The following is a 21253-nucleotide window of genomic DNA, read 5'->3' on the forward strand; positions in this document are numbered from 1 at the left end:
TCAGGACTTCGCCCAGCGCAGGATCTCGCCGAGCACCACATCGCGGGCCTCCACGTGCGGGAAGTGGCCCACGTCGTCGAGCAGCCGCCACTCGTACGGGGCGGTGACGTAGCGGCCCGAGCCCTGCGCGGTGCGCGGCAGCGAGGCCCGGTCCAACGCGCCGTGCAGTTGCAGGGTCGGTGTGACCAGTGGCTTCTGCATCAGCTTCACGAACCGGTAACCGTGCAGCCGCAGCACCGAGCGGAACGCCCAGCGGTAGCCCTCCATGGCGCAGAACGCGGCCTGCGGGATCTGCATGGCCACCCGGCAGCAGCGGGCGTAGTCGGCGAAGTCGGGTCCGTCGACCCAGCGCGGCCCGCCCCACCGGCGCAGCATCTCCTCCACCTCGGCGGCGCCGTCCCGGGTCAGCACGTGCTCGTAGCGGGGGAGCTGGAACTTCAGCGTGGCGGTGGCCGAGGTGAACTGGCCGCGCGGGTCGGCGAAGATGGCGGCCCGCAGCCGGAGCGGGTGCGGTGCGCCGAGCACCACGAGCCGTCGGACCAGGGTGGGGTGGAACGAGGCGGCGGTCCAGCCGATGAGCCCGCCCGCGCCGGTGCCGACCACGGTGGCCGACCGTTCGCCGAGCGCGCGGATCAGGCCGGCGACGTCGGCGGCCAGCGTGTAGCCGTCGTACCCCCGGGGTGGCTTGTCGCTCGCGCCGTAGCCGCGCAGGTCGACGGCGACCGCGCGGAAGCCGGCGTCGGCGACCGCCGGGAGCATCTCGCGCCAGGCGTACCAGTATTCCGGGAAGCCGTGCAGGAAGAGCACCATCGGGCCGGTGCCGGCCTCGACGACGTGGAACCGGCTGCCGTTGGCGCCGACGAACCGGTGCGTCCACGGCCCCTCGGGCAGGACGCAGGACTCGTCGGCGAACCCGCCGCGCTGGTCGGTCATGGGGCACAGCCTAGGGCCGGCAGTCGCCCGCCGGCCCCGCAGGTGCCCAGGATCAGGGGATTCTCCGGGAGAACCCGCCGGAGGGCGGGCCGGCGACGGTCGTCGCCGGCCCGCGTCGCTCAGCGGAGGTAGGTGGCGAACACCCGGTTCGCCACCGCGTCGCCGGTGGCCAGGCCGGCGTCGGCGTCCCAGCGGTAGTGCACACCCAGCCAGAGCCGGCTCAGGGCGTTCTCGTTGGCGGCGGCCGAGAAGGAGGTGAAGGTGCGCTGCACCCCGACCGCCTTGGGGTCCTCGGTGGTCGCGGTGAAGGTCACCGCGTCGGTGCCGTAGAACCGCTTCATGATGCCCGCCCAGGCCCCGGCGAAGGTGGCGTGGCCGGAGATGTACGCCGGGAAGTTGGGCGAGAAGTGCGTGCCGTCGGCGGCCGTGGAGAGCGGCTGCCAGGCGGCGTTCGGCGTGGTCGCGGCGTTGCCGTCGTCCTGCGGCTCCTCGATCGCGGTGTCCGGGCGCCACAGGTCGATGGTGGTCTCGTACTTGGCGTCCCAGGCGGCGATGGCCGCGTCGGCCATGGCCATGGCGACCAGCGCGAAGAGCTTGATCGTCGGGGTGCCCTTCGCCTTGGCGATGACCTGGGTGTGGGCGAAGAGCTGGCCCGGGGGCTTGTAGGTGCCGTCCAGGTCGTTGGCCCAGAAGAAGGCCGCCTGGGTCTGGTCCGCCGTGCGGGTCGATCCGGTGGCCGCGCCCAGTTCGCGGACGTCCTTGACCTGGGCCGCGTACGCGCTGCTGGTCAGCATCGTGGTGATGGTGCTGAAGCCACCGGGCAGCGAGGGCCGGAACTGCGAGCCGGAGGTCAGCCCGAACGGCTTCACCCGGCCCCAGTTCGGGCTGGCCGCGCTGGTGCCCGCCTCGGTGGGCCGCCACTGGCCGGCGACGATGGTCGGGGTGTACGCGGTGTTGTTCGCCGAACCGTCGTTCGCTCTGGCGTTGATCATGTTCTGTGCCGCGCCCTCACCGACGCTGGTGCTCCAGCCCTCGGGTCCCGGGGAGCCGACCGGGGGGTAGACCCGCGAGCCCTGGTAGTCGGCGGTGAAGTCTCGGCTGGGGAAGACCGACTGCAGCACCTTGAACGCCGCCATGTCGACGTTCATGTCCACGTCGTAGCTGAAGTTGGGGACCGGGGCGACCCGGGCCAGGTAGGTCGGTCCGCTGGACAGCGAGGCCGAGGCGTCGTACATGGCGAGGTGCATCATGGCGCCGGCCCGGGACAGGACGGTGGGCGGGCCGCCCACGGCCCGGTAGGTCTTGAGCAGGACGTTGTTCCAGTAGATCGTGTGGTCGAATCCGGCCGGTACGGCGGCGGCCGGGGCCTGGACGGCCACCAGCCCTCCGACCAGGGTGACGGCGCTGAGCGCGAGTGCGGCGAGCCGCCGCAGAGACGTCCTTCGCAAGGTGATCCTTCCCCGATGACCGATGGAACTTCCATCGACACACATCGATCATGCGGGGTGCTGGTGGCGCGGCGGCAGGGCAGAGTTGCCCGCGTCCGCAAGCTGCAAGATCAGATCCAGCCGCGTCGGACGGCGGCGATGCCGAGGGTCATCCGGTTGGTGGCCCCGAGCTGTTCCTCCAGCAGCTCGAAGTGGCGCCGGACCCACCGGGTGCTGCGTCCGAGGCTGCGGGCGATCGTGTCGTCCTTCGCCCCGACCGCCGCCAACCGCAGGATCTGGAGCTGAACCTCCGACGGGCGGTCGTCGCCGGTCGAGCGGCGCGCCCCCAGTGGGAGGGCGTCCGCCCAGGCCGCCTCGAAGAGCTGGGCTCCCAGCGCGACCAGCTCCGGGTGGCGCATCAGCAGTCCCGCCGGCCCGGCGGGCTGCTGGAGGGAGAACAACGCGACCCCGTCGGCGAGCTGCATGGTGGTGCCGAGGCGGGGCAGCACCCGGACCCGGTGCGCCGACCGCACCGCCTCCTCGGCCGCCTGCCGGTAGGCGGGATCCTCCAGCCGGGCCTGGCCGACGACGCTGCGATGACCGGCGTCGCCAGGGCTCGGGAGGGGGTGCGCGTGCGGTTCCCGACCGACCCGGTCCCCGTGCAGGAGACGGCAGCCCTCCGTGTCCCGGGCGCACAGCCGCGCGGAGAGCCGGCGGAACTCCCCGGCGTCCGGCACGCCGTCGACCAGGAGCGTGGTGCCCGCCTCCCGGGTCGCGCGGCTGGTCCACCGGGCCAGCTCGGCGCCGGCCTCGGTGAGTTGGCGCTGGGCCCGGTCCAGATCGTGCTGACTGGCGGCGATGGCCTGTCGCAGCTCGTTCAGGAGTGACACGTTCCGGACCGCCGCGGCGTCGCGACCACTGTCGTTCGATGGGTTCTCGGTGTCGTCGGACAACACTTCCGTGGACATGGCCGCCACCCCCGTGGATGACGGGGGCCGGTGGCCGACGTCCTCGTGAGACGGCGGCGTGGCTGGCCCCCGAACCAGACATCCACGAGCATGGTTTCCTGTGTCATCCGGGTCAATGGGCCGTTCTGCCGTTGCCCGCACCGACCGGGTGTGCTTTGGGTGCGCGTGTCCTCACCCGGGGTGATCGGCTACTGGCCGACGACCCGCATCGGTACGCCGGGGCCGCAGTCGACCGAGCGGTCGCGCGAGGCGAGCCGCAGCGTGACGAAGTCGCCCTCGCGCAGCTCACCGGCCTCCGGGCCGTGCACGGCGTACTCCCGTCCGTTCTCGTCGACCAGGCCGTAGCACGGGCCGGGACCGCCACGGGTGATCCATCCGGCGACGACCCCGGTGGGGCGGTTGTCGGTGGGCTTCTTCGGCGGCCCGGCGGGGCGCCGCAGAGTGGGCAGCTCGGTGGCGGAGAGCGGGGTGGGGCGGTCGGCGGGGGCGCCGCTGGCGGCCGGCGCGTCCACCGCCGGGGTGGGCGGCGCGGCCGGTGCGGCAGAGGTGGGCGGCGCGGCCGGGGTGGACGGCCGGGTCTCGTCGGGCACGGATCCTCCGTTCCCGGCGCAGCCGGCGGTGGCGAGCAGTGCCACCGCGAGGGCGGCCGGTAGGGCGGTGCGAGGCGTCACCCGGATGGGACGCGGCCGGGGGTCGGTCGGTTCCCCACCGGAAAGGGCGATGCCCGGGCGGTCAAGCGCCCGGGCATCGCTGTGGTGCGTCGATCCGTTGATCAGGAGATGCGGATCTTCATCGAGGTGCCGTTCTGCTCCACCACGCGGATCTTGACCCCGTTGTTCGGGACCTTGACGCCGTGGTTCGGCAGCTCCGGGAACCAGTACTGCTTGCTGTCGTCGAACACCGGAGCAGCGGCCTGACCGCGGATGTACTGCGGCTGGCTATTGATGTGCAGGGTGAACGAGTCGGCCTTCTTCAGGCTGAACGGCGCGTCGTAGACCTGGACGCGGGCCCGCCAGGGCTGCCCGGTCAGGTTGTAGAGCGGCCGCGGACGCGAGTCGATGTACAGGTTCCGACCCTCACCCGGGTGACCACCCGGGTTGGCCGCCGACGCCGGAGCGGTGTTGTTGTCCGCCCAACGCAGGTTCCAGTACGAGATCAGCAGACCCTCCTGGTACGCGTAGTGGTCCACGTAGTCCGGGCGGGTGTTCGCGTAGCCGAAGTAGTACGGGCCGGTCTTCAGGTACTTGTCGTACGAGACGTACGACCGGTTGCCGGCGATGTAGTAGTTGTCGAACTTACGGGTGTAGGTCTCCTCGACGATGCTCCAGCCGGCGAGGGCCCAGTCGCCCGCACCCGCCTCGGCGCCGTCGCTGAGCAGCGTCTGCCCGTCGGCGGTCACGGTGATGGCGTCACCGAAGAAGCCGCCCTCGGAGACACCGCCGTCCGTCTGGTAGCGGAGCCGGAACTGCACGACCTTGCCGGCGACCGCGTCCATCGGGATGTTGATGTCGACCCACTGGTTGTCACTGGAGCCGTCCAGGGCGAAGCGCCCGGGCGAGATCTCCTTGAGCGCCTTGCCGTTGGCCGTACCGGGGAGCGTGGCCCAGGTCTGACCACCGTCGGTGGACGCCTCGAAGAAGAGGTAGTCGTAGTCCTCTTCGATGCTGTAGCGACCCTTCATCGACAGCGCGGCACTGCTCTTCCCGGTGAGGTCGAGGGTGCGCGTCATCGTGGTGTTCAGGTCGTCCGCGTTGCCCGAGAAGAACTGCTTGGTGCCCTCGAACGGCTTGCCGTTGTCGAAGGTGTACTCGCGCTGCGGAAGCACGACCACGGCAGCCTGCGCCTTGGCCGAGTTGTACTCCTGCGGCCCCAGGTTCAGGGTCCGCTTCTGACCGGCGACGACCGTCTCGTAGTCGAGCCAGCCGAGCTGGAGCTTGTTCCAGGCGCCCAGGTCGCCACCGCGCTCGCCGATGCCACCGTCGTTCTTCGCGCCGAGCCGGCTCTGGGCCATCAGGGTCCAGTGCTCGTTGTTGTTGTCGGCGCTGGTGCCCACGTTGTAGTCGTCCGGCAGACCGAGGTCGTGGCCGTACTCGTGGTAGAAGACGCTGCGGCCGCCGTTCTCCGGCTGGATCGTGTAGTCACCGATCCAGACGCCGGTGTTGCCGATCTGGGTGCCGCCGGCCGGGAAGTTCTCCGGGCCGGTGCTGCCCTGGTCGCTGGCGAACGCGTACCACCGGTGGCTCCAGATGGCGTCCTCACCCTGGTAGGGGTCACCGTCGGCCTGGTCGCCGCCGGCGTGGACGATCTGGAAGTGGTCGATGTAGCCGTCCGACTCGTTGAAGTTGCCGTCGGCGTCGAAGTCGTAACGGTCCCACTGGTCCATCGACTTGACGTCGGCCGCGATCTCCTCGTCGGAGCGACCCTGCGCCTTCTGGTCCTCGACCCACTGGTTGGCGGCGTCGCGGACCAGGGCCCAGGTGTTGGTGCAGACGTTCGAGGCGCACGGGTAGCCGTCGGAACGGCCGTAGCGAGCCTCGTTGTACTTCACCTTCACCCAGTTGGTGACCTCGCCGTCGACGCTGTACCGGCCCGAGGACTGGGCCTCGTAGTACTGCTTCAGCGACTCGTCACCCGGCTTGGTGCCGAAGTACAGCTGCCGGTAGTGATCGGCGCTGAAGTCCGGCTGCCAGACCGTGGAGTTGTCCACCGCCCGGTTGGGCTGGGGGATCTCGTTGACGCGCGGACCGTCGAACCGGGACGGGCCCGGGGTGTCCGGGTCGGTGTCCTGGTCCGGGTAGTTCGGGTGCCGCTCGTCGCCGAACTCCGCAAGGATGACGAAGATCTTGTCAGTCTGCTTGCGGGAGAGCTCGACGTACTGGTCCTTCACGGGACCCTTGCCGGCCCTGGTGCTCTTGGCGGACCTGCCCGCCGCGGCACCCTCGGCAGCCTGCTCGCCAACCTTGACGACCGTGCTGCCGTTGATCTTCTGGGCCTTCGCCCTGCCGGAAAGGACCTCGCTCAGGCCCTCCTGGCGCAGCGCGCGCCGCTTCTCTTCGAGCGGGTTGGGCAGGTCGTGCTCAGCCTGCGCAGGCTCGGCCACCGACGGGGCGGCGGCCGGGAGCTTCGGCGTCGGCGCGGCGCTGGCGGACGTGCCCGCCATGAGCCCCGTCGCGGTCAGCGAAAGCCCGAGCAGACCCACTGCGACTTTGCGCACGTGGTACCTCCGGTGTGAGGGAACCGGCCCAACTGGGGGTACGGGCCGGTGGAACGTCCCACAAGTGGGACCCTTGGTGAACATAGACACTGCTGGGACCGGTGGGAAGATGTGTGCGTCGATTTGTAGCAACTTTTTGTTGGTGACGCCGTTGCCCGTCACACGTCGATCTGTTGCCGACGCGCTGACCAGCGCCGATGCCCACTGAGGTCGGCACAGCGAAGGTCATGGATACAAAAGGGCCGGGAGCGCTTCCGCTCCCGGCCCTTCGGTCTTCCGGCCCGTTCAGCTCATTTTTCGGTCATTCCGGTTCCGGTTTGGCGTCTCCGATTCAGCCCTTCGGCGGAACCACGAACACCGTCGCGTACGCGTTGTCCTTGGCGGCCCGCACGAGCACGATCGAGGTGCCGTACGCGACACCCGCGTCACGCGGGTTGCCGGTGCCGAGCACGATCGCGCCGCCACCCAGCTCCTCGCCGTACCAGTCGGTCGCCGGGGAGCCGTCCGGGTTCACCACCCGGGTCGTGTACTGCTGGTTGCCCCGGGACGGAACGACCACCGAGGCGTCGTTGTCCCGGGCGTACGGCGCGCCGTCCCGGATCTCGATGCCCGGGTACCAGCCCTTGGCGTCGGTGAACGCCCGCACCGGGGACTGCGCCGGGAACTTCGTGCAGTACGCGCTGTACGGCTCGTCCGCCGCCTCCAGGCACTCCTTGAACGGGTACGTCGGCTGGAGCGAGAAGGCCGCGTTGGACGACTGCGGGCGGCTGGGCAGGTTGTCCAGCACCGACGGGTCCTTCTCGGCCGCGGTCCACTTGCGGCGCAGCGGGTCGTTGTGCGAGTCGACGATCAGCAGCCCGCCCTTGGCGCCGTAGCTGGGCAGCGCGGTCATCTGCCCGGTGACGTGGTTGACGTCGCCGAGCTGGGTGTCCCGGTACCAGACCAGCATGCCCGGGGCGTTGTAGGCGATCCGGTCGACCTTCCACGCCTCGTGCGAGTAGACGGTGTCGTAGGCGTACTTCAGGCCCTTGTCGAAGCCGTCGAAGTTGCGCCACTCGGCCAGGTAGTAGTGCGACTTGACCTGGGTGCCCGAGTCGACGTGCCAACCCGCGCCGCTGGTGTCGGTGAAGGTGCCACCGGTCTGGGTCCAGCCGGCGGTGCCGCCCTCGACGTCGTCGCTCCAGGTGGTGGCGCCGCCGCCGGTCACCGAGAAGTCGTCGGCGAACCAGCCGCGCTCCACGAACGCCTCGTCGGTCGCGTACCGCAGGCGCACCTGCACGGTCTGCCCGGCGTACGACGACAGGTCGACGTAGTCGTGCCGCCAGCCGTCGGTGGCGCCGGTCAGGCCGTACTTCTTGTTGCCGAAGTCGACCATCCGCCCGTTCGGGTCGGCGTAGCCGTCGTCGGTGGTGACCAGCGCGCCGGAGGCGTCGTACACCTTGCGTTCGGTCCAGGTGGCGCCGCCGTCGGTCGAGACCTCGACGAAGCCGTAGTCCCAGTCCTCCTCGATGACGTAGTTGTTCCACATCCAGAACTTCGCGTCGGCGGCGTTCGGGACGGTCACCGTCCGGCTCAGCTTGACGTCCGCCCAGTTCTGGTCGGCGCCGGAGTACCACATGTTCCCGCCGCTGTGCGGCTCGGCCAGCGTGATCACCTTGTCCGGCAGGTCGATCTTGATGCCGTCCTCGGTGCCGACCGGCGTACGCGAGGTCTGCCCGAGCTTGACCAGCTTGGCCCGGTCGCCCGGCCCGAACGTCTTCGGCTCGGCCCAGCCGAGCACCCACTTGTCCCAGAGACCCATGTGGGTGGGGAGCGCCTGGAAGATCTCGCCGGAGTGCGAGCCGGACGCCATCAGGTCCCAGAAGTCGACGTCCGAGTCGGCGTTGCCCGAGGTGTCGTAGAGGTCCGGCAGACCGAGGTCGTGCCCGAACTCGTGGGCGAAGACGCCGACGCCGGCGTCCTCCGGCTGCACGATGTAGTTCGACACCTTCAGGTTCGTGCCGGGGATGGTGTAGCCACCGGCCACGGTGGAGGAGTGCGCCCACACCGAGTAGATGCCGACGTCGCCGCCGCCCCGGGACTTGCCCTGGTTGGCGTGCACCAGCACCAGGTGGTCGATCACGCCGTCCGGCTCGTGATAGTTGCCGTCGCCGTCGCGGTCGGCCTGGTCCTCGATGTCGTAGTCGGCCCACGGGAAGTTCGGGTCGGCGGCGGCCAGCGCGTCGATCGCGTCGGTGGCGAGGCGGCCGGCGCCCTGCGGGTTGTCCGGGTGGCCGTTCATCGACTGCTCACGCCCGGCGACCCAGTTGCCGTTCTCGTCCTGGAAGCAGCGCGAGGCCGCGTACCAGCCCTCCGAGTGCGGCACCGTGATCCACGGGCTGGCCTGCCCGTCCACGGTGTACGCGCCCTTGGACATCTCCAGGTACATGTTGTGCATGGTCCGCCCGGCGAGGCTGATGCCCGGCTTGCCGTCCGGCCCCTTGAGGTCCTTGCGGACCCGCTCGGTGATGCCCTTCTTCGTGTAGAGCATCTTGTCGTAGTGGGCCGGCGAGAAGTCCGGCACCCACATCGAGTTGTTGTCCTTGTGCGGCAGCGTGGCCGGGTTCGGGATGGTGTTGTGCCGCGGCCCGTTCTGCACCGTGCCGGGCACGCAGGTGCGGTCCTCGAAGACCGTCTTCGGGACCATCACGTCGGTGAAGTCGTCGTTGGCCTTGTCGTTGAACTCGACAAGCAGCGTCAGCAGCTTGGCGGTCTGGGTGCTCTTGGCCTGCTTGATCTTCCGCGGGCTCTGCCCGGTCCGGATCGACTTGGCCTCCAGCTTCGCCAGCTCCCGCGCGGTCATCGGGTTGCCGCCGGCGTACTTCCGGTCGTAGGCGCGGGCCTCGTCGGCGGGGGAGGAGAAGACCCCGTCCCGACCCTTGGTCTCCTTGCCGCTGGTGTCCGGCTGCACCTCGGGCTCGGCGTAGTTGATGTAGTACTCGTCCGCCCCGATGGTGGCCGGCGCGGACCGGGACGGCTGGGCCGCCGCGCTGCCCGTCACGGTCAGCGACGTGGCCGCGAGGGCGATGGCGGGCAGCGCGACGAGTAGGCGTCTGCGTGCCCTGGACTGCGAAATGGGGAGCATGCCACTCCGTTCGTAGGGAATGGTGAGGGACCGGCCGTCTCAGTGACAGATGTCGAATTCCGCCGGTGCGGCTGAACGTAGTCGACCGGGCGCGGCATAGACAGGGGTGAACAGGCCCTCTGCCCGTTCAGGTCAGTGCCTCCTCCGCCGATCGACCAACCCGGTCCCGGGTACGACGAGGGGCGGGCCGCCGTGGCGACCCGCCCCTGGTGTTCCGCGTCGGTCAGTCCTCGTCGGACTTGCCCCCACCCATCCCCGAGGAGATCATCTCCATCACCGAGGAGTCCTGCAACGTGGTCACGTCACCGAGCGACCGGTTCTCCGCCACATCCCGCAGCAGCCGTCGCATGATCTTGCCGGAGCGCGTCTTCGGCAGCTCCGGCACCAGCATGATCTGCCGTGGCTTGGCGATCGGGCCCAGCGTCTTCGCCACGTGGTTGCGCAGCTCGGCGATGAGCTGCTCGCCCGCGTCACCGGAGGTCTCCGCGCTGCCGCGCGGAATGGCGAACGCGACGATCGCCTGGCCGGTGGTCGGGTCGGTCGCGCCGACCACCGCCGCCTCCGCCACCGACGGGTGGCTCACCAGCGCCGACTCCACCTCCGTGGTGGAGATGTTGTGGCCGGACACCAGCATCACGTCGTCCACCCGGCCGAGCAGCCAGATGTGCCCGTCGTCGTCCTTCTTCGCGCCGTCACCGGCGAAGTAGACCCACTCGTCGCCGGTGTTGGCGCCCGCGCCGAACCGGGACCAGTACGTCTCCAGGAACCGGTTGTCGTCGCCCCAGATGGTCCGCAGCATCGACGGCCACGGCTCCTTGAGCACCAGGTAGCCGCCACCACCGTTGGGCACCGACTGGCCCTGGTCGTCGACCACGTCGGCGACGATGCCGGGCAGCGGGCTCATCGCCGAGCCGGGCTTCGCCTCGGTCACGCCGGGCAGCGGCGAGATCATGATGGCCCCGGTCTCGGTCTGCCACCAGGTGTCGACCACCGGCAGCTCGCCGCGGCCGACGTGCTGCCGGTACCAGATCCACGCCTCCGGGTTGATCGGCTCGCCGACGCTGCCGAGCAGGCGCAGCGACGACAGGTCGTACCCGGCCGGGATGTCCTCGCCCCACTTCATCATGGTGCGGATCAGCGTCGGCGCGGTGTACAGGATGGTCACCTTGTACTTGTCGACGACCTCCCAGAACCGGCCCTTGTGCGGGGTGTCCGGGGTGCCCTCGTACATGACCTGGGTGGCGCCGTTGGAGAGCGGGCCGTAGACGATGTAGGAGTGCCCGGTCACCCAGCCGATGTCGGCGGTGCACCAGTAGACGTCCGTCTCCGGCTTCAGGTCGAACACCGCGTGCATGGTGTACGACGCCTGGGTCAGGTAGCCGCCCGTGGTGTGCAGGATGCCCTTCGGCCGGGCGGTCGTGCCGCTGGTGTAGAGGATGAACAGCGGGTGCTCGGCGTCGAACGGCTGCGCCTCGTGCTCCGGCGACGCCGTCTCCACCGTCTCGTGCCACCAGTGGTCCTTCGCCGACCAGGCGACCTCCTCGCCGGTCCGCCGCACCACCAGCACGTGCTCCACCGACGGGCAGTTCGCCACCGCCTCGTCCACCGTCGGCTTGAGCGCCGACGGCTTGCCCCGGCGGAAGCCGCCGTCCGCGGTGATCACGACCTTGGCGCTGGCGTCCTGGATCCGGTTGGTGAGCGCGTCGGCCGAGAAGCCGCCGAACACCACGCTGTGGGTGGCGCCGATCCGGGCGCAGGCGAGCATCGCCACCGCCGCCTCCGGGATCATCGGCAGGTAGATCGCCACCCGGTCGCCGGCGGTCACGCCCAGCTCGGTCAGCGCGTTCGCCGCCTGACAGGTGAGCTTGTGCAGGTCGGCGTAGGTGACGGTACGGGTGTCGCCCGGCTCACCCTCCCAGTGGATCGCGACCTTGTCGCCGAGGCCCGCCTCGACGTGCCGGTCCAGGCAGTTGTACGCCACGTTGAGCCGGCCACCGGTGAACCACTTCGCGAAGGGCGCGTTCGACCAGTCGAGCACCTGCTCCCACGGCTGGGCCCAGGCCAGCCGGCCGGCCTGGCGCTCCCAGAAGGCGAGCCGGTCGGCGGCCGCCTCGTCGTACGCCTCCGCGGTCACGTTGGCGTTCGCGGCGAGCTCGGCCGGCGGCGGGAACTGGCGCGTCTCGTTCAGCAAGTTGGCCAATGCCTCGCTCATGCGGTGACTCCTTCGTCGCGTGACCTGCGTCTCCTACTCCCGGGAAGGTTAGTCCCGGCCCCGCCGGGCCGCGACCGCCCGCCCCGCTCCGCGCGCTCAGCGGCGCCCCCTCCGCGCTGAGGTGTAAGGAAGGGCCCCCTGTTAACGCTTCCGGTAGAGGAAGGGTCCCCTCTTAACACCCCGGGCGTACGAGGGGCCCGGCGGTCGCTAGCGTGACGATGTGACCACCGATCCGCTCGCCCCGCTGCTCGCGCTCGCCGACGTCGCGCCCGCCGTCGATCGGGCCCGCGACCTGGTCGACCAGGCCCACCGGCACCGGGCGCTGCGCCGCCAGGGCGGGCAGGTCGCCGCCGAGGTCAGCCTCCGTTCGGCAGTGGCCAGCGCCGCGCTGGAGGGCCGCGACCACGACCGCGAGGAGGTACGCGCCGGCACGGTCACGGACCCGGTGCTCCAGGGCGCGCTGCGGGTGGCCGGCGCGCTGCCCGGGCTGAGCGACCTCTGGACCAGGGCCCCCCGGCAGGTGCTGGCCCGGCTGCACGTGCTCGCCGCCCGGGACGTGCTGACCGAGGAGGAACTGGGCCGCCCGGTCGCCGACCCCGTGGTGGCGGCCCGGCTCGACGGCCTCTCCGGCCTGGTGGCCGGGGGCACGAAGGTGCCGCCGCTGGTGCTCGCCGCAGTGGTGCACGGCGAACTGCTCAACCTGCGCCCGTTCCCGGGCCCGTCCGGCGTGGTGGCCCGGGCCGCCGCCCGCCTGGTGCTGATCTCCACCGGGTTCGACCCGCGTGGGCTGGTCGCGGTGGACGTCGGGCACCGCGAGCGGGAACCGGAATACGTCGGCGCGGCCGGCGCGTTCGCCACCGGCACCCCCGACGGCCTGCGCTCCTGGCTGCGCCACTACATGACGGCGGTCGAGGTCGGGGCGGACCAGATCACGCTCATCGGCGACGAGATCCTCGCCGCGTCCTGACCTCCGGCCCGGCGGCCCTCAGGCGGTGGGCGCGGCGGCGCGGGTGCGGCGGTGCCGGCCGTACCAGGCGATGCCGATGGCCACCCCGACGCCCACGCCGAGCGCCGCCGCCGCGACCGGCACCGCCGGTCGCTCGCGCAGCCGGCGGCCCAGCGGGATCGGGTGCCGGAACTCCAGCACCGGCCAGGCGTTCTCCACCGCCAGCTTGCGCAGCGCCCGGTCCGGGTTGACCACCGTCGGATGCCCCACGCACTCCAGCAACGGCCGATCGCTGTACGAGTCGGAGTACGCGTACGAGTCGCTCAGGTCGTAGTCACGCTCCAGGGCCAGCTCGCTGACGCCCTCGACCTTGCTCGGCCCGGCCGCGTAGAACTCGACCTCGCCGCTGTAGCGGCCGTCGACCACGGCCATCCGGGTGGCGATCACGTCGGTGACCCCGAGCAGTTCGCCGATCGGCCGGACCATCTCCTCGCCCGAGGCGGAGACCAGCACCACGTCCCGCCCGGCCGCCTGGTGCTCCTCGATCAGGGCGGCGGCCTCGGCGTACACGTAGGGGTTGATCAGCTCGTGCAGCGTCTCCGCGACGATCTGGCGGACCTGTTCCACCGGCCAGCCCTTGCAGAGCGTGGCCAGGTAGTCCCGGGTCCGGGCCATGGTCTGCTCGTCGGTGCCGCCCAGCCGGAACATCAGCTGCGCGTACGCCGACTTGACCACGTCACGCCGAGTGATCAGCCCATCCCGGTAGAACGGCCGACCGAACGCCAGGGCGCTCGACTTGGCGATGACGGTCTTGTCGAGATCGAAGAAAGCGGCACTGCGGCCCACGGCGCGAAAGTCTAGCCGGACAGGCCCGGTGGAGCCGCCCGGCCGGGGTCAGGAAGACCGAGGTGCACCCGCCGGAGTGACGGCGGTCACATCCGTTGCGGTGGGAATTAGCTTTGCGTGGAGTGAACACCACTCGACGTATAAGGGTCCGCTGCGGCATGCTTGTCCTCACGACAGGAGTTCACGTCCCGTCGCCGCAGGCCCTCGGCGGTTGCACCCCCCGTGACCGCTGAGTCGGTTCGGCTCGACCCCCCCGGAGCCGAACCACAGACGACCCCCGTCTCCCCCCGACGGGGGTCGTCCCTTTCCGGGCTGCACCGCTTGTCGCCTCCCGCCACCGTTACTCCGAAGCCGGGCCGCAGTGGCGGACGGCTGTGATCGCCGGTCCGATCTGTCACATCGTGGCGCGCTGTCTCGACCTCTGGGTGCACGGTTCCGCCGACACCAGGGAGAGGCATCCATGTTCGCCGCGTATGTCACGGTCACCGTCGTCGCCGCCGTCCTCACCGGCTCCGCGGCCGTGACCTATCTGGCCGGCCACCCGTACCCGAAGACCCAGCTGGACATGAAGCGCCTGCCCCACTCGTGGGCGCCGGTGCTGGGCGCGCTGCTCGCGGCGGGTTCGTCGGGGTTGCTGGCCGGGTTCGCCGTGCCGCTGCTGGGCACGCTCGCCGCCGGCGGTCTGGTGCTCTACTTCGTCGGCGCGTTCGTCGCCCACCTGCGGGTGGGCTCCCGCCAACTCGTCGGACCGGCCGTGTTCCTCGCCGTCTCGGTGGCTGCCCTGGTCCTGGGCCTCGGTCACCGCGGCCCGTGGTGATCCGCCGCGTCAGGTGGCAACGGTGGTTGAGCGCGACCGGATGACCCGGGCGGTCGTCAGCGGACCACGGCGCGCAGCGTCTCCCGCGCGGGTTCGAAGCAGACCAGGGCCCGCCCGCGCTCGTCGGTCACCACCCAGGGATGCCCCACGTACGTCTGCTGCCGGTGGGTCTGCCCCGCCTGGAGCACCGCGTACCGGCGGCGTTGGCCGTCGTAGTCGAGCCAGTACACGACGACGGGCGCCGTCCGGGCGTTGACGAAGTCGACGAACGTCTCCGGCCCGCCGCCGCTGGAGCGGAGCGTGGACTCGCGGGACGCCGGGAGCGGGGTGAGTTCACCGGGCCGGGGCGCGGGCGGCCGGGCGCTGGTGACCGACGGCCTCGGCGCCGGTGGGCGGCCGGTCGGGGTGGTGCGGCGGGGCGGTGCCGGCGGCCGGGTCGGCAGCGCGGCGCGGGTGGAGAGCGACACCGGCGCCGGCGAGTACGAGTCGGTCGGCAGCTCGGCCGCCGACGTGGGGTGCTCCGGGGACGCCAGGATCGCCTCGCCGCCGATCGGCGGGGGCAGGTCGGGGCGGCGGGGCATGGCGAAGTAGGTGAGCGCCCCGGCCAGCACCACGACCACGATGCCGACCGCCACGGAGGCGCGCGTGGCCGGTGACAGGTCCCGCAGCCAGGCATCCCTGTCGGCCGGCCGCGCTGCCCGGGCGTGACGCCGGGCGGGCGGGGTTCCGGTGCCGTGCGGTGGATCGGTCATGGCCTCGATTCCACGAGCCGGTGCCGTCCGTGTCGCGGCAGGGGGATCCGATTATGCGCGACGGGCGAGGGCGGACGTCAATGGCTGGCGGTGCCACCCGCCCTGTCCGGTGGGCCCGGGTGGACCGACCGCCCGGCCAGCGCTTTCGGACGATCGCCGCCGTCGGGTCGCGCGCCCGTCCTTAGCAGATCCACTCGTTCGGCGCGGTCTGTCCACAACCACTTCCGTCATCCACAGGGGAGCGCCGGCGGGAGGCGCCGACCCGTCCTGGTGGGCAGGCTCCTGCACGGCACGTCCGAGTCCGACCGATGGAGGCCGCCATGCCGCCCCGCACCCCGCTCCCGCCGTACCGTCGCCTGCCCCTGCTCGTGACGGCCGACGGTGACCTGCTCGACGAACTGCTGCGGCTCGCGGCCGCCGGCGGCACCGAGGTCGAGCTGGCGGCCGACCCGGCCGCCGCGCGGGCGCGCTGGGCGCCGGCCCCGCTGGTGCTGGTCGGCGCCGACCAGGCGGTGGCCTGCCTGCGGGCGCGCCTCCCGCGCCGCCCCCGCACGGTCCTGGTCGGTCGCGCGGGGCAGCTCGACCCGGGTACGGAGCTGGCCGAGTTGCTCGGCGCCGAACACGTGGCGACCCTGCCCGCGGCGGAACCGTGGCTGGTCGACCGGCTCGCCGAGTGCGCGGTCGGGCCGGCCGGAGCGGCTCCAGGACGGGTGGTGGCGGTGCTGGGCGGGCGTGGCGGGGCCGGGGCGAGCGTGCTCGCCGGCGGGCTGGCCGTCAGCGCCGCCCGGGCTCGGCTGCGCACCCTTCTGGTCGACGCCGACCCGTTGGGCGGTGGGCTCGACCTGGTGCTCGGGTGGGAGCAGCTCGACGGGCTGCGTTGGCCCGAGCTGGCCGGCGCCGACGGTCGGGTCGACCCACCGTCACTGGTCCGCGCCCTACCGAGCCGGGGAGATCTGGTGGTGCTCTCGTGGGATCGGGGCGACCTGCGGCACCTGCCGGCCGAGGCGATGGCCGCCACCGTCGACGCCGGCCGGCGCGGGCGCGACGTGGTGGTGCTCGACCTGCCCCGGCACCTGGACGACGCGGCCGTGATCGCCCTCCAGGCCGCGGATCGCGCGTTCCTCGTGGTCCCGGCGGAGCTGCGGGCCACCGCCGCCGCGGCCCGGGTGGCCGCCGCCGCGGCCCCGCACTGCGCCGACCTGGCGGTGATCGTGCGCGGTCCGGCGCCGGGCCGGCTACGCGCGGCCGAGGTGTCCCGCGCACTCGGTCTGCCCCTGGCCGGCACGCTGCGGCCCGAGCCCGGTCTCTGCCGAGGGCTGGAACGGGGCGAGGCCCCGGGCGCCACCGGCAAGGGCCCGCTCGCCGCGCTGTGCCAGCGGCTCGTCGACGAGCTGACCGGCCGGTCCGAGGCGGGTGCGGCGTGACCGGCCCCGCCCGCCCGGCGGAGCTGGCGGTCCGTGTCCGGCACCGGTTCGTCGCCGAGGACGCTCCGGTCACCGCCGCCGCGGTCGTCTCCGCCGTACGCGCCGAGCCGTCCGCCGGTGTGCTCGGCGACACCAGCCTGCTGCGGATCGCCGACCGGGTGCACGACGACCTCGTCGGCGCCGGCCCGCTGGCGCCGCTGCTGGCCGACCCGGAGGTCACCGACGTGCTGGTGAACGGCGTCCGGGTCTGGGTCGACCGGGGGCGGGGGCTGCACCAGGTGGCCGTGCCGCTCGGCACCGTCGACGACGTACGCCGGCTGGCGCAGCGGCTGACCTCGGCCGCCGGTCGCCGGCTGGACGACGCCTCGCCCTTCGCCGACGCGCGGCTGCCCGACGGCACCCGGCTGCACGCGGTGCTGCCGCCGGTGGCGACGGACGGCCCCTACCTCTCGCTGCGCACCTTCCGCCAGCGGCCGTTCACCCTTGACGAACTGGTCGCCCGGGGCACCGTGCCGCGTCCGGTCGCGCCGCTGCTCGACGCCGTGGTCGCCGCCCGGCTCGCGTATCTGGTCAGCGGTGGCACCGGCTCGGGCAAGACCACGCTGCTCAACACGCTGCTCGGGCTGGTGCCCGGCACCGAACGGATCGTGCTGGTGGAGGACGCCGCCGAGCTCCGACCGGTGCATCCGCACGTGATCGGGCTCCAGGCGCGCACCACCAACGTGGAGGGCGTCGGGGCGGTCGGGCTGGGCGACCTGGTCCGGCAGGCGCTCCGGATGCGACCGGACCGGCTGGTGGTCGGCGAGTGTCGGGGCGCCGAGGTGGTCGACCTGCTGGCCGCGTTGAACACCGGCCACGACGGCGGGGCGGGCACGTTGCACGCCAACGCCCCGGCGGACGTGCCGGCCCGACTGGAGGCGCTCGGGATGCTCGGCGGGCTGCCACGGGTGGCGCTGCACGCCCAGGTCGCGGCCGCCCTGCAGGTCGTCCTCCAGGTACGCCGGACCGGCGAGGGTCGGGTGCTCGACTCGATCGGCCTGCTCCTGCCCGAGGGGGCGGACCGGGTGGTGACAGTCGTGCCGGCCTGGACCCGGGGACGGGGTCTCGGCCTGGCCGCGCGGGCCCTCGGCAACCTGTTGCGTGAGCGGGGCGTGTCCGTGCCGCCGATCCTCCGCGTCGCCTGGCCCGGCCCGTCGTGACCGGCGGGCTCTGGCTGGTGGTCGTGCTCCTGGCCGGCGCCGCGGCGACCGTCGCGTGGCCGGCTCGCACCGGCCGGATCCGGCGACGCGCGATCCTCGGCCTGCCGCCCGGCCTCGGACCTTCGCCGGCCGGCGGCCGCACCCCACCGGTGGTCGACCGGGCTGCTGACGCGCAAGGCCGCCGCCAGGCCACCGACCCGCACGCTTCGGGATCCGACCCCGGCCCGGACCCGCACGGGTCGGGATCCGGCCCCGGTCCGGACCCGCACGGGTCGGGATCCGGCCCCGGTCCGGACCCGCACGCTTCGGGACCCGGCCCCGGTCCGACACCCGTCCGGTGGCCGTTCGGTCCGGCGCTCCCCGCCCGGCACGCGTTGCCGCTGGCGGCGCTGCTCGGCGGCGGGACCGGGATGCTGCTCGGCGGCCCGGTGGCCGCACTGGTGCTGGCCGCCTACGGCACGCTCGCGGCCCGGGCGGTGTTGCGACGGCGTACCCGCAGGGCGGCCGACCTCGCGCACCGCCGCGACCTCGACCGGCTCGGCGCGGTCGCCGCCGACCTGCGGGCCGGCCTGCCCGTCGGCGGGGTGCTCGACGACGGTGAGGGGCGTACGGCCCGACTCGCCCGGGCCGCGGTGCGGCTGGCCGACCGGACCGGTGCGCCCCTGGCCGAGTTGCTCGAACGCGTCGAGGCCGATGCCCGCGCGGCTGACCGGGGTCTGGCTTCGGCGGCGGCCCAGGCGGCCGGCGCCCGGGCGACGGCGTGGCTGCTCGCCGCGCTGCCGCTCGGCGGGATCGGTCTCGGCTACGCCATCGGCGTCGACCCGGTGGCGGTGCTCCTGCACACCCCGGTGGGCGGCGGCAGCGCCGTGGCAGCCGTCGTTCTCCAGGTCGGCGGGCTCCTCTGGGCGGAGCGGCTCGGCGCGGGGCCCGGGCGGGCGGCGTGATGCCCCGGCAGGCGGTCGCCGTGGTCTGCCTCGTCGGCGCCGCGGCACTCCTCGGCGTGGCCGGGCCGGTCGTCCGGCCGGTCCGGCGGCTGCGCCGGCTCGCACCCGCTCAGGTGGCGGCCCGTCCGCCGTGGTGGCCGGACCGGGTCCGGCGTGCCGCGATCCTGGGCGGGGCGGCCGTGTCCGTCGTCGTCGGCGGCTGGGCGGGCCTGGTCGCCGGGCTCCTGGCCGGTGTCGCCGCCGACCGTCTGCTGCGCCGGATCGAGCCCCGTGCCGCGCGGGAGCGGCGCCTGCGCGAGATCGCCGACCTGCCGCTCGCCGCCGACCTGCTGGCCGCCGCGCTCCGCGCCGGCGCTCCGGTCGACCGCTCGGCGCTCGCGGTGGCGGAGGCGCTCGGCGGGCCACTCGCGGACCGGCTGGGCCGGGTGGGCCGCACGATGGGCCTGGGCGGTACGGCCGCCGAGGCGTGGGCGCACCTGCGCACCGTCGTCGGGGCGGAAAGCCTGGTCCGGGCGGCGGTCCGCTCCTCGAACAGCGGCGCCGCGCTGGCCGGCGCGCTCACCCGACTCGCCGATGACCTGCGGGCCGAGCGGTCCGTCGCCGCCGAGACGGCGGCCCGGCGCGCGGGTGTGCTCATCGTGCTGCCCCTGGGGCTGTGTTTCCTGCCCGCCTTCATTCTCGCCGGTCTGGTGCCGGTGATCGTCGCCGTCCTCGGCGACGTGCTCTGAACCATCGAGAAAGGACGTACGAGATGCGCAGACTCCTCGCCCGCCTGCGGGGTGACGCCGGCATGAACACCGCGGAGTACGCCGTGGGCACGCTCGCCGCGGTCGCCTTCGCCGGGATCCTGTTGAAGGTGCTCACCTCCGGAAACGTGCAGTCCGCGTTGACCGCGGTGATCGACCGGGCCCTGAAGTGACCGGGCGCCGGTGGGCCGGCCGGCGGTCCGGTCGGCGTACGGGTGCTCCGACGCCTCCGCTGGCCGTCGCGGTGCCGGGTCCCGGCCCGGCCGGTCGGCGGCGCTCGCGGGAGCGCGGATCGTTCACCGCCGAGCTGGCGGCCGGCCTGCCGGCGTTGATGCTCCTTCTCGTCGCCGGGCTCAGCGCGGTCGACGCGGTCACCACCCGGGCGGCGTGTCTCGACGCGGCCCGGGAGGCGGCGCTCGCCGCCGCGCGCGGTGGGTCGGGGTCGACCGTCGGCGCCCGTCACGCCCCCGCCGGCGCGGCGGTGACGGTGAGCGTTGCCGGCGACCAGGTGACCGCGTCCGTCCGGGCGCCGGTCCGGACGTTCGGCGCGCGACTGCCCGGGCTGACCGTGTCGGGTGTCGCGGTGGCCGCCGTGGAACCCGGCACGCCCGGGCCCGTGTCGTGAGGCCGGGAAGGTCGTCGTCTCCGACCCGACACGCGTCGGCCGAGCGGGGCGGCGCGACGGTGTGCCTGCTCGCGATCGGTCTGGTGTTCGTCCTCGTCGGGCTGTTCGGGGCCGGGCTCGGCGCCGCCCGGTGCGCGCGTCACCAGGCTCGCGTCGCGGCCGACTTCGGCGCGCTCGCGGGGGCCGTCCGGGTGCTCGACGGCGTCGACGCCGCCTGTGCGCGGGCTGCCGTGCTGGTCTCGGCCAACGGCGGCCGACTGGCCGCGTGCCGGGTCGACGGGCTCGACCTGATCGTCACGGCTCAGGTGCGGGTGGTGCCCCTGCCCGGGATGGCCCGCGTCGCCGCGGCCACGTCGCGGGCCGGCCCGGTCCGGGCCGTCGACGGGTGAGAACCGGCCCGGCCGGCGGCGCGTGTGGTGGTGCCGCGCCGCCGACCGGGGCGGAGGATCAGCGGGACTGGAGGGCGTCCAGGCCGACCGCCATGGCGATGACCAGCCGACGGTCGATCTGCGGGTGCTGGATGTCGACGACGTACCGGTCGCGCAGGCCCCACTTCTTGTCGACCGAGAACACCGGCTGACCGCCGGCCAGGAAGTCGAAGTGGTAGGGCAGCCAGGAGAGCGAGTCGACGAAGCGGCGCAGCAGCGCGACCGGCAGGCTGCGCTCCTGCCCGGTCGCCGCCGGCAGTCCGGGCTGCTCGACGTGCCAGGTGGAGCGCAGCAGCGACTGGGCGAAGTCCTTGCGGAACAGGCCGATGGGGGTGCCGGCGTGATCGGTCACGTCGTAGGTGGCGCCGAGGTCGAGCCGCTGGCGGGCCTTGAAGCCGAGGAGGGGGTACTGCTTGGTGTCGTCGGTGTAGATGGTCACCTGCTCTTTGAAGGCGAGCCGCTTCTGCTGCGCGAACGCGAGCAGCCCGCCCTCGGAGCCGTCCGGTGCCACGGCGTGCACCTCGTACTGGTTGACCATCATCCGGATCCGCTGACGGACGATGAACCGGTGCTGGGCCTGCAGGTTGTCGAGCGACATCTGATCTCCTTCGAGGGGTCGCCGGAGTCTCGCACAGCGTCGCGACCACC

The 21253-nt window shown here is 72.9% G+C and carries 19 protein-coding genes; 9 read left to right on the forward strand and 10 right to left on the reverse strand.

Annotated elements, in window-relative coordinates; genetic code table 11:
* The 7 genes from ACN27B_RS11775 to acs form a co-directional block, all read right to left on the reverse strand.
* Window positions 1-933: an alpha/beta fold hydrolase gene (locus ACN27B_RS11775; RefSeq protein ID WP_099162904.1), complete on the reverse strand. Its 933-nt coding sequence runs from the start codon at window positions 931-933 to the stop codon at window positions 1-3.
* 119 nt (window positions 934-1052) lie between these two features.
* On the reverse strand, window positions 1053-2381 hold the full coding sequence (locus ACN27B_RS11780) for a phosphatase PAP2 family protein (protein WP_422744916.1): 1329 nt from the start codon (window positions 2379-2381) through the stop codon (window positions 1053-1055).
* 110 nt (window positions 2382-2491) lie between these two features.
* Window positions 2492-3328 (reverse strand): helix-turn-helix transcriptional regulator, encoded by an 837-nt coding sequence (locus ACN27B_RS11785; protein WP_157779149.1) that lies wholly within the window; start codon window positions 3326-3328, stop codon window positions 2492-2494.
* A 188-nt stretch (window positions 3329-3516) separates the two neighbouring features.
* A complete protein-coding gene (locus ACN27B_RS11790) occupies window positions 3517-3918 on the reverse strand; it encodes a hypothetical protein (protein ID WP_422744919.1) in 402 nt (133 codons plus the stop codon).
* 182 nt (window positions 3919-4100) lie between these two features.
* Window positions 4101-6527: an immune inhibitor A domain-containing protein gene (locus ACN27B_RS11795; protein ID WP_422745927.1), complete on the reverse strand. Its 2427-nt coding sequence runs from the start codon at window positions 6525-6527 to the stop codon at window positions 4101-4103.
* A gap of 346 nt (window positions 6528-6873) precedes the next feature.
* On the reverse strand, window positions 6874-9666 hold the full coding sequence (locus tag ACN27B_RS11800; protein WP_422744921.1) for an immune inhibitor A domain-containing protein: 2793 nt from the start codon (window positions 9664-9666) through the stop codon (window positions 6874-6876).
* 223 nt (window positions 9667-9889) lie between these two features.
* Complete coding sequence (gene acs, locus ACN27B_RS11805; protein WP_422744923.1) at window positions 9890-11878, reverse strand: acetate--CoA ligase; 1989 nt, start codon at window positions 11876-11878, stop codon at window positions 9890-9892.
* 220 nt (window positions 11879-12098) lie between these two features.
* Between acs and ACN27B_RS11810 the strand changes: the two genes are divergently transcribed.
* Window positions 12099-12845, forward strand: a complete 747-nt coding sequence (locus tag ACN27B_RS11810; protein ID WP_099162898.1) for an oxidoreductase — start codon at window positions 12099-12101, stop codon at window positions 12843-12845.
* Between the two features lie 18 nt (window positions 12846-12863).
* Here the strand turns inward: ACN27B_RS11810 and ACN27B_RS11815 are convergent, their stop codons facing one another.
* Window positions 12864-13670, reverse strand: coding sequence for an HAD family hydrolase (locus tag ACN27B_RS11815; RefSeq protein ID WP_099162897.1), 807 nt, complete (start codon window positions 13668-13670; stop codon window positions 12864-12866).
* Window positions 13671-14130: 460 nt separating this feature from the next.
* Between ACN27B_RS11815 and ACN27B_RS11820 the strand changes: the two genes are divergently transcribed.
* Complete coding sequence (locus tag ACN27B_RS11820) at window positions 14131-14487, forward strand: DoxX family protein (protein WP_422744926.1); 357 nt, start codon at window positions 14131-14133, stop codon at window positions 14485-14487.
* A gap of 56 nt (window positions 14488-14543) precedes the next feature.
* Here the strand turns inward: ACN27B_RS11820 and ACN27B_RS11825 are convergent, their stop codons facing one another.
* Window positions 14544-15239 (reverse strand): hypothetical protein, encoded by a 696-nt coding sequence (locus ACN27B_RS11825; RefSeq protein WP_099162881.1) that lies wholly within the window; start codon window positions 15237-15239, stop codon window positions 14544-14546.
* 320 nt (window positions 15240-15559) lie between these two features.
* On the opposite strand from ACN27B_RS11825, the gene ssd reads away from it, so the two are divergent.
* The 7 genes from ssd to ACN27B_RS11860 all read left to right on the forward strand — a co-directional run bounded on the left by ssd (window position 15560) and on the right by ACN27B_RS11860 (window position 20566).
* Window positions 15560-16663: a septum site-determining protein Ssd gene (gene ssd / locus ACN27B_RS11830; protein WP_099164811.1), complete on the forward strand. Its 1104-nt coding sequence runs from the start codon at window positions 15560-15562 to the stop codon at window positions 16661-16663.
* Window positions 16660-17862 carry a TadA family conjugal transfer-associated ATPase gene (locus tag ACN27B_RS11835; RefSeq protein ID WP_422744928.1) on the forward strand — a complete coding sequence of 401 codons (1203 nt, stop codon included), beginning with the start codon at window positions 16660-16662 and terminating at the stop codon, window positions 17860-17862. The genes ssd and ACN27B_RS11835 overlap by 4 nt, the downstream gene beginning before the upstream one ends.
* Complete coding sequence (locus ACN27B_RS11840; RefSeq protein ID WP_422744930.1) at window positions 17859-18806, forward strand: hypothetical protein; 948 nt, start codon at window positions 17859-17861, stop codon at window positions 18804-18806. Before ACN27B_RS11835 ends, ACN27B_RS11840 begins: the two co-directional genes overlap by 4 nt.
* Window positions 18806-19534, forward strand: coding sequence for a type II secretion system F family protein (locus tag ACN27B_RS11845; RefSeq protein ID WP_422745930.1), 729 nt, complete (start codon window positions 18806-18808; stop codon window positions 19532-19534). The genes ACN27B_RS11840 and ACN27B_RS11845 overlap by 1 nt, the downstream gene beginning before the upstream one ends.
* A 23-nt stretch (window positions 19535-19557) precedes the next feature.
* On the forward strand, window positions 19558-19725 hold the full coding sequence (locus ACN27B_RS11850; RefSeq protein WP_091062778.1) for a DUF4244 domain-containing protein: 168 nt from the start codon (window positions 19558-19560) through the stop codon (window positions 19723-19725).
* Window positions 19726-19796: 71 nt separating this feature from the next.
* On the forward strand, window positions 19797-20177 hold the full coding sequence (locus ACN27B_RS11855) for a TadE family type IV pilus minor pilin (RefSeq protein WP_422744932.1): 381 nt from the start codon (window positions 19797-19799) through the stop codon (window positions 20175-20177).
* On the forward strand, window positions 20174-20566 hold the full coding sequence (locus ACN27B_RS11860) for an Rv3654c family TadE-like protein (RefSeq protein ID WP_422744934.1): 393 nt from the start codon (window positions 20174-20176) through the stop codon (window positions 20564-20566). The genes ACN27B_RS11855 and ACN27B_RS11860 overlap by 4 nt, the downstream gene beginning before the upstream one ends.
* Window positions 20567-20624: 58 nt before the next feature.
* On the opposite strand, the gene ACN27B_RS11865 is transcribed toward ACN27B_RS11860, so the two are convergent.
* Window positions 20625-21203, reverse strand: coding sequence for a hypothetical protein (locus ACN27B_RS11865; protein WP_099162876.1), 579 nt, complete (start codon window positions 21201-21203; stop codon window positions 20625-20627).
* Between the last annotated feature and the right edge of the window lie 50 nt (window positions 21204-21253).

Source organism: Micromonospora sp. WMMD754 (genome assembly GCF_049315235.1).
Taxonomy (GTDB): Bacteria; Actinomycetota; Actinomycetes; order Mycobacteriales; family Micromonosporaceae; genus Micromonospora; species Micromonospora sediminicola.

Bases quoted from the DNA above. Each gene is read 5' to 3' on its own strand.
- ssd (WP_099164811.1), top strand. From the start codon at position 15,560: ATGCCGCCCCGCACCCCGCTCCCGCCGTACCGTCGCCTGCCCCTGCTC.
- acs (WP_422744923.1), bottom strand. From the start codon at position 11,878: ATGAGCGAGGCATTGGCCAACTTGCTGAACGAGACGCGCCAGTTCCCG.
- ACN27B_RS11800 (WP_422744921.1), bottom strand. From the start codon at position 9,666: ATGCTCCCCATTTCGCAGTCCAGGGCACGCAGACGCCTACTCGTCGCG.
- ACN27B_RS11825 (WP_099162881.1), bottom strand. From the start codon at position 15,239: ATGACCGATCCACCGCACGGCACCGGAACCCCGCCCGCCCGGCGTCAC.
- ACN27B_RS11865 (WP_099162876.1), bottom strand. From the start codon at position 21,203: ATGTCGCTCGACAACCTGCAGGCCCAGCACCGGTTCATCGTCCGTCAG.
- ACN27B_RS11775 (WP_099162904.1), bottom strand. From the start codon at position 933: ATGACCGACCAGCGCGGCGGGTTCGCCGACGAGTCCTGCGTCCTGCCC.
- ACN27B_RS11820 (WP_422744926.1), top strand. From the start codon at position 14,131: ATGTTCGCCGCGTATGTCACGGTCACCGTCGTCGCCGCCGTCCTCACC.
- ACN27B_RS11845 (WP_422745930.1), top strand. From the start codon at position 18,806: ATGCCCCGGCAGGCGGTCGCCGTGGTCTGCCTCGTCGGCGCCGCGGCA.
- ACN27B_RS11850 (WP_091062778.1), top strand. From the start codon at position 19,558: ATGCGCAGACTCCTCGCCCGCCTGCGGGGTGACGCCGGCATGAACACC.
- ACN27B_RS11785 (WP_157779149.1), bottom strand. From the start codon at position 3,328: ATGTCCACGGAAGTGTTGTCCGACGACACCGAGAACCCATCGAACGAC.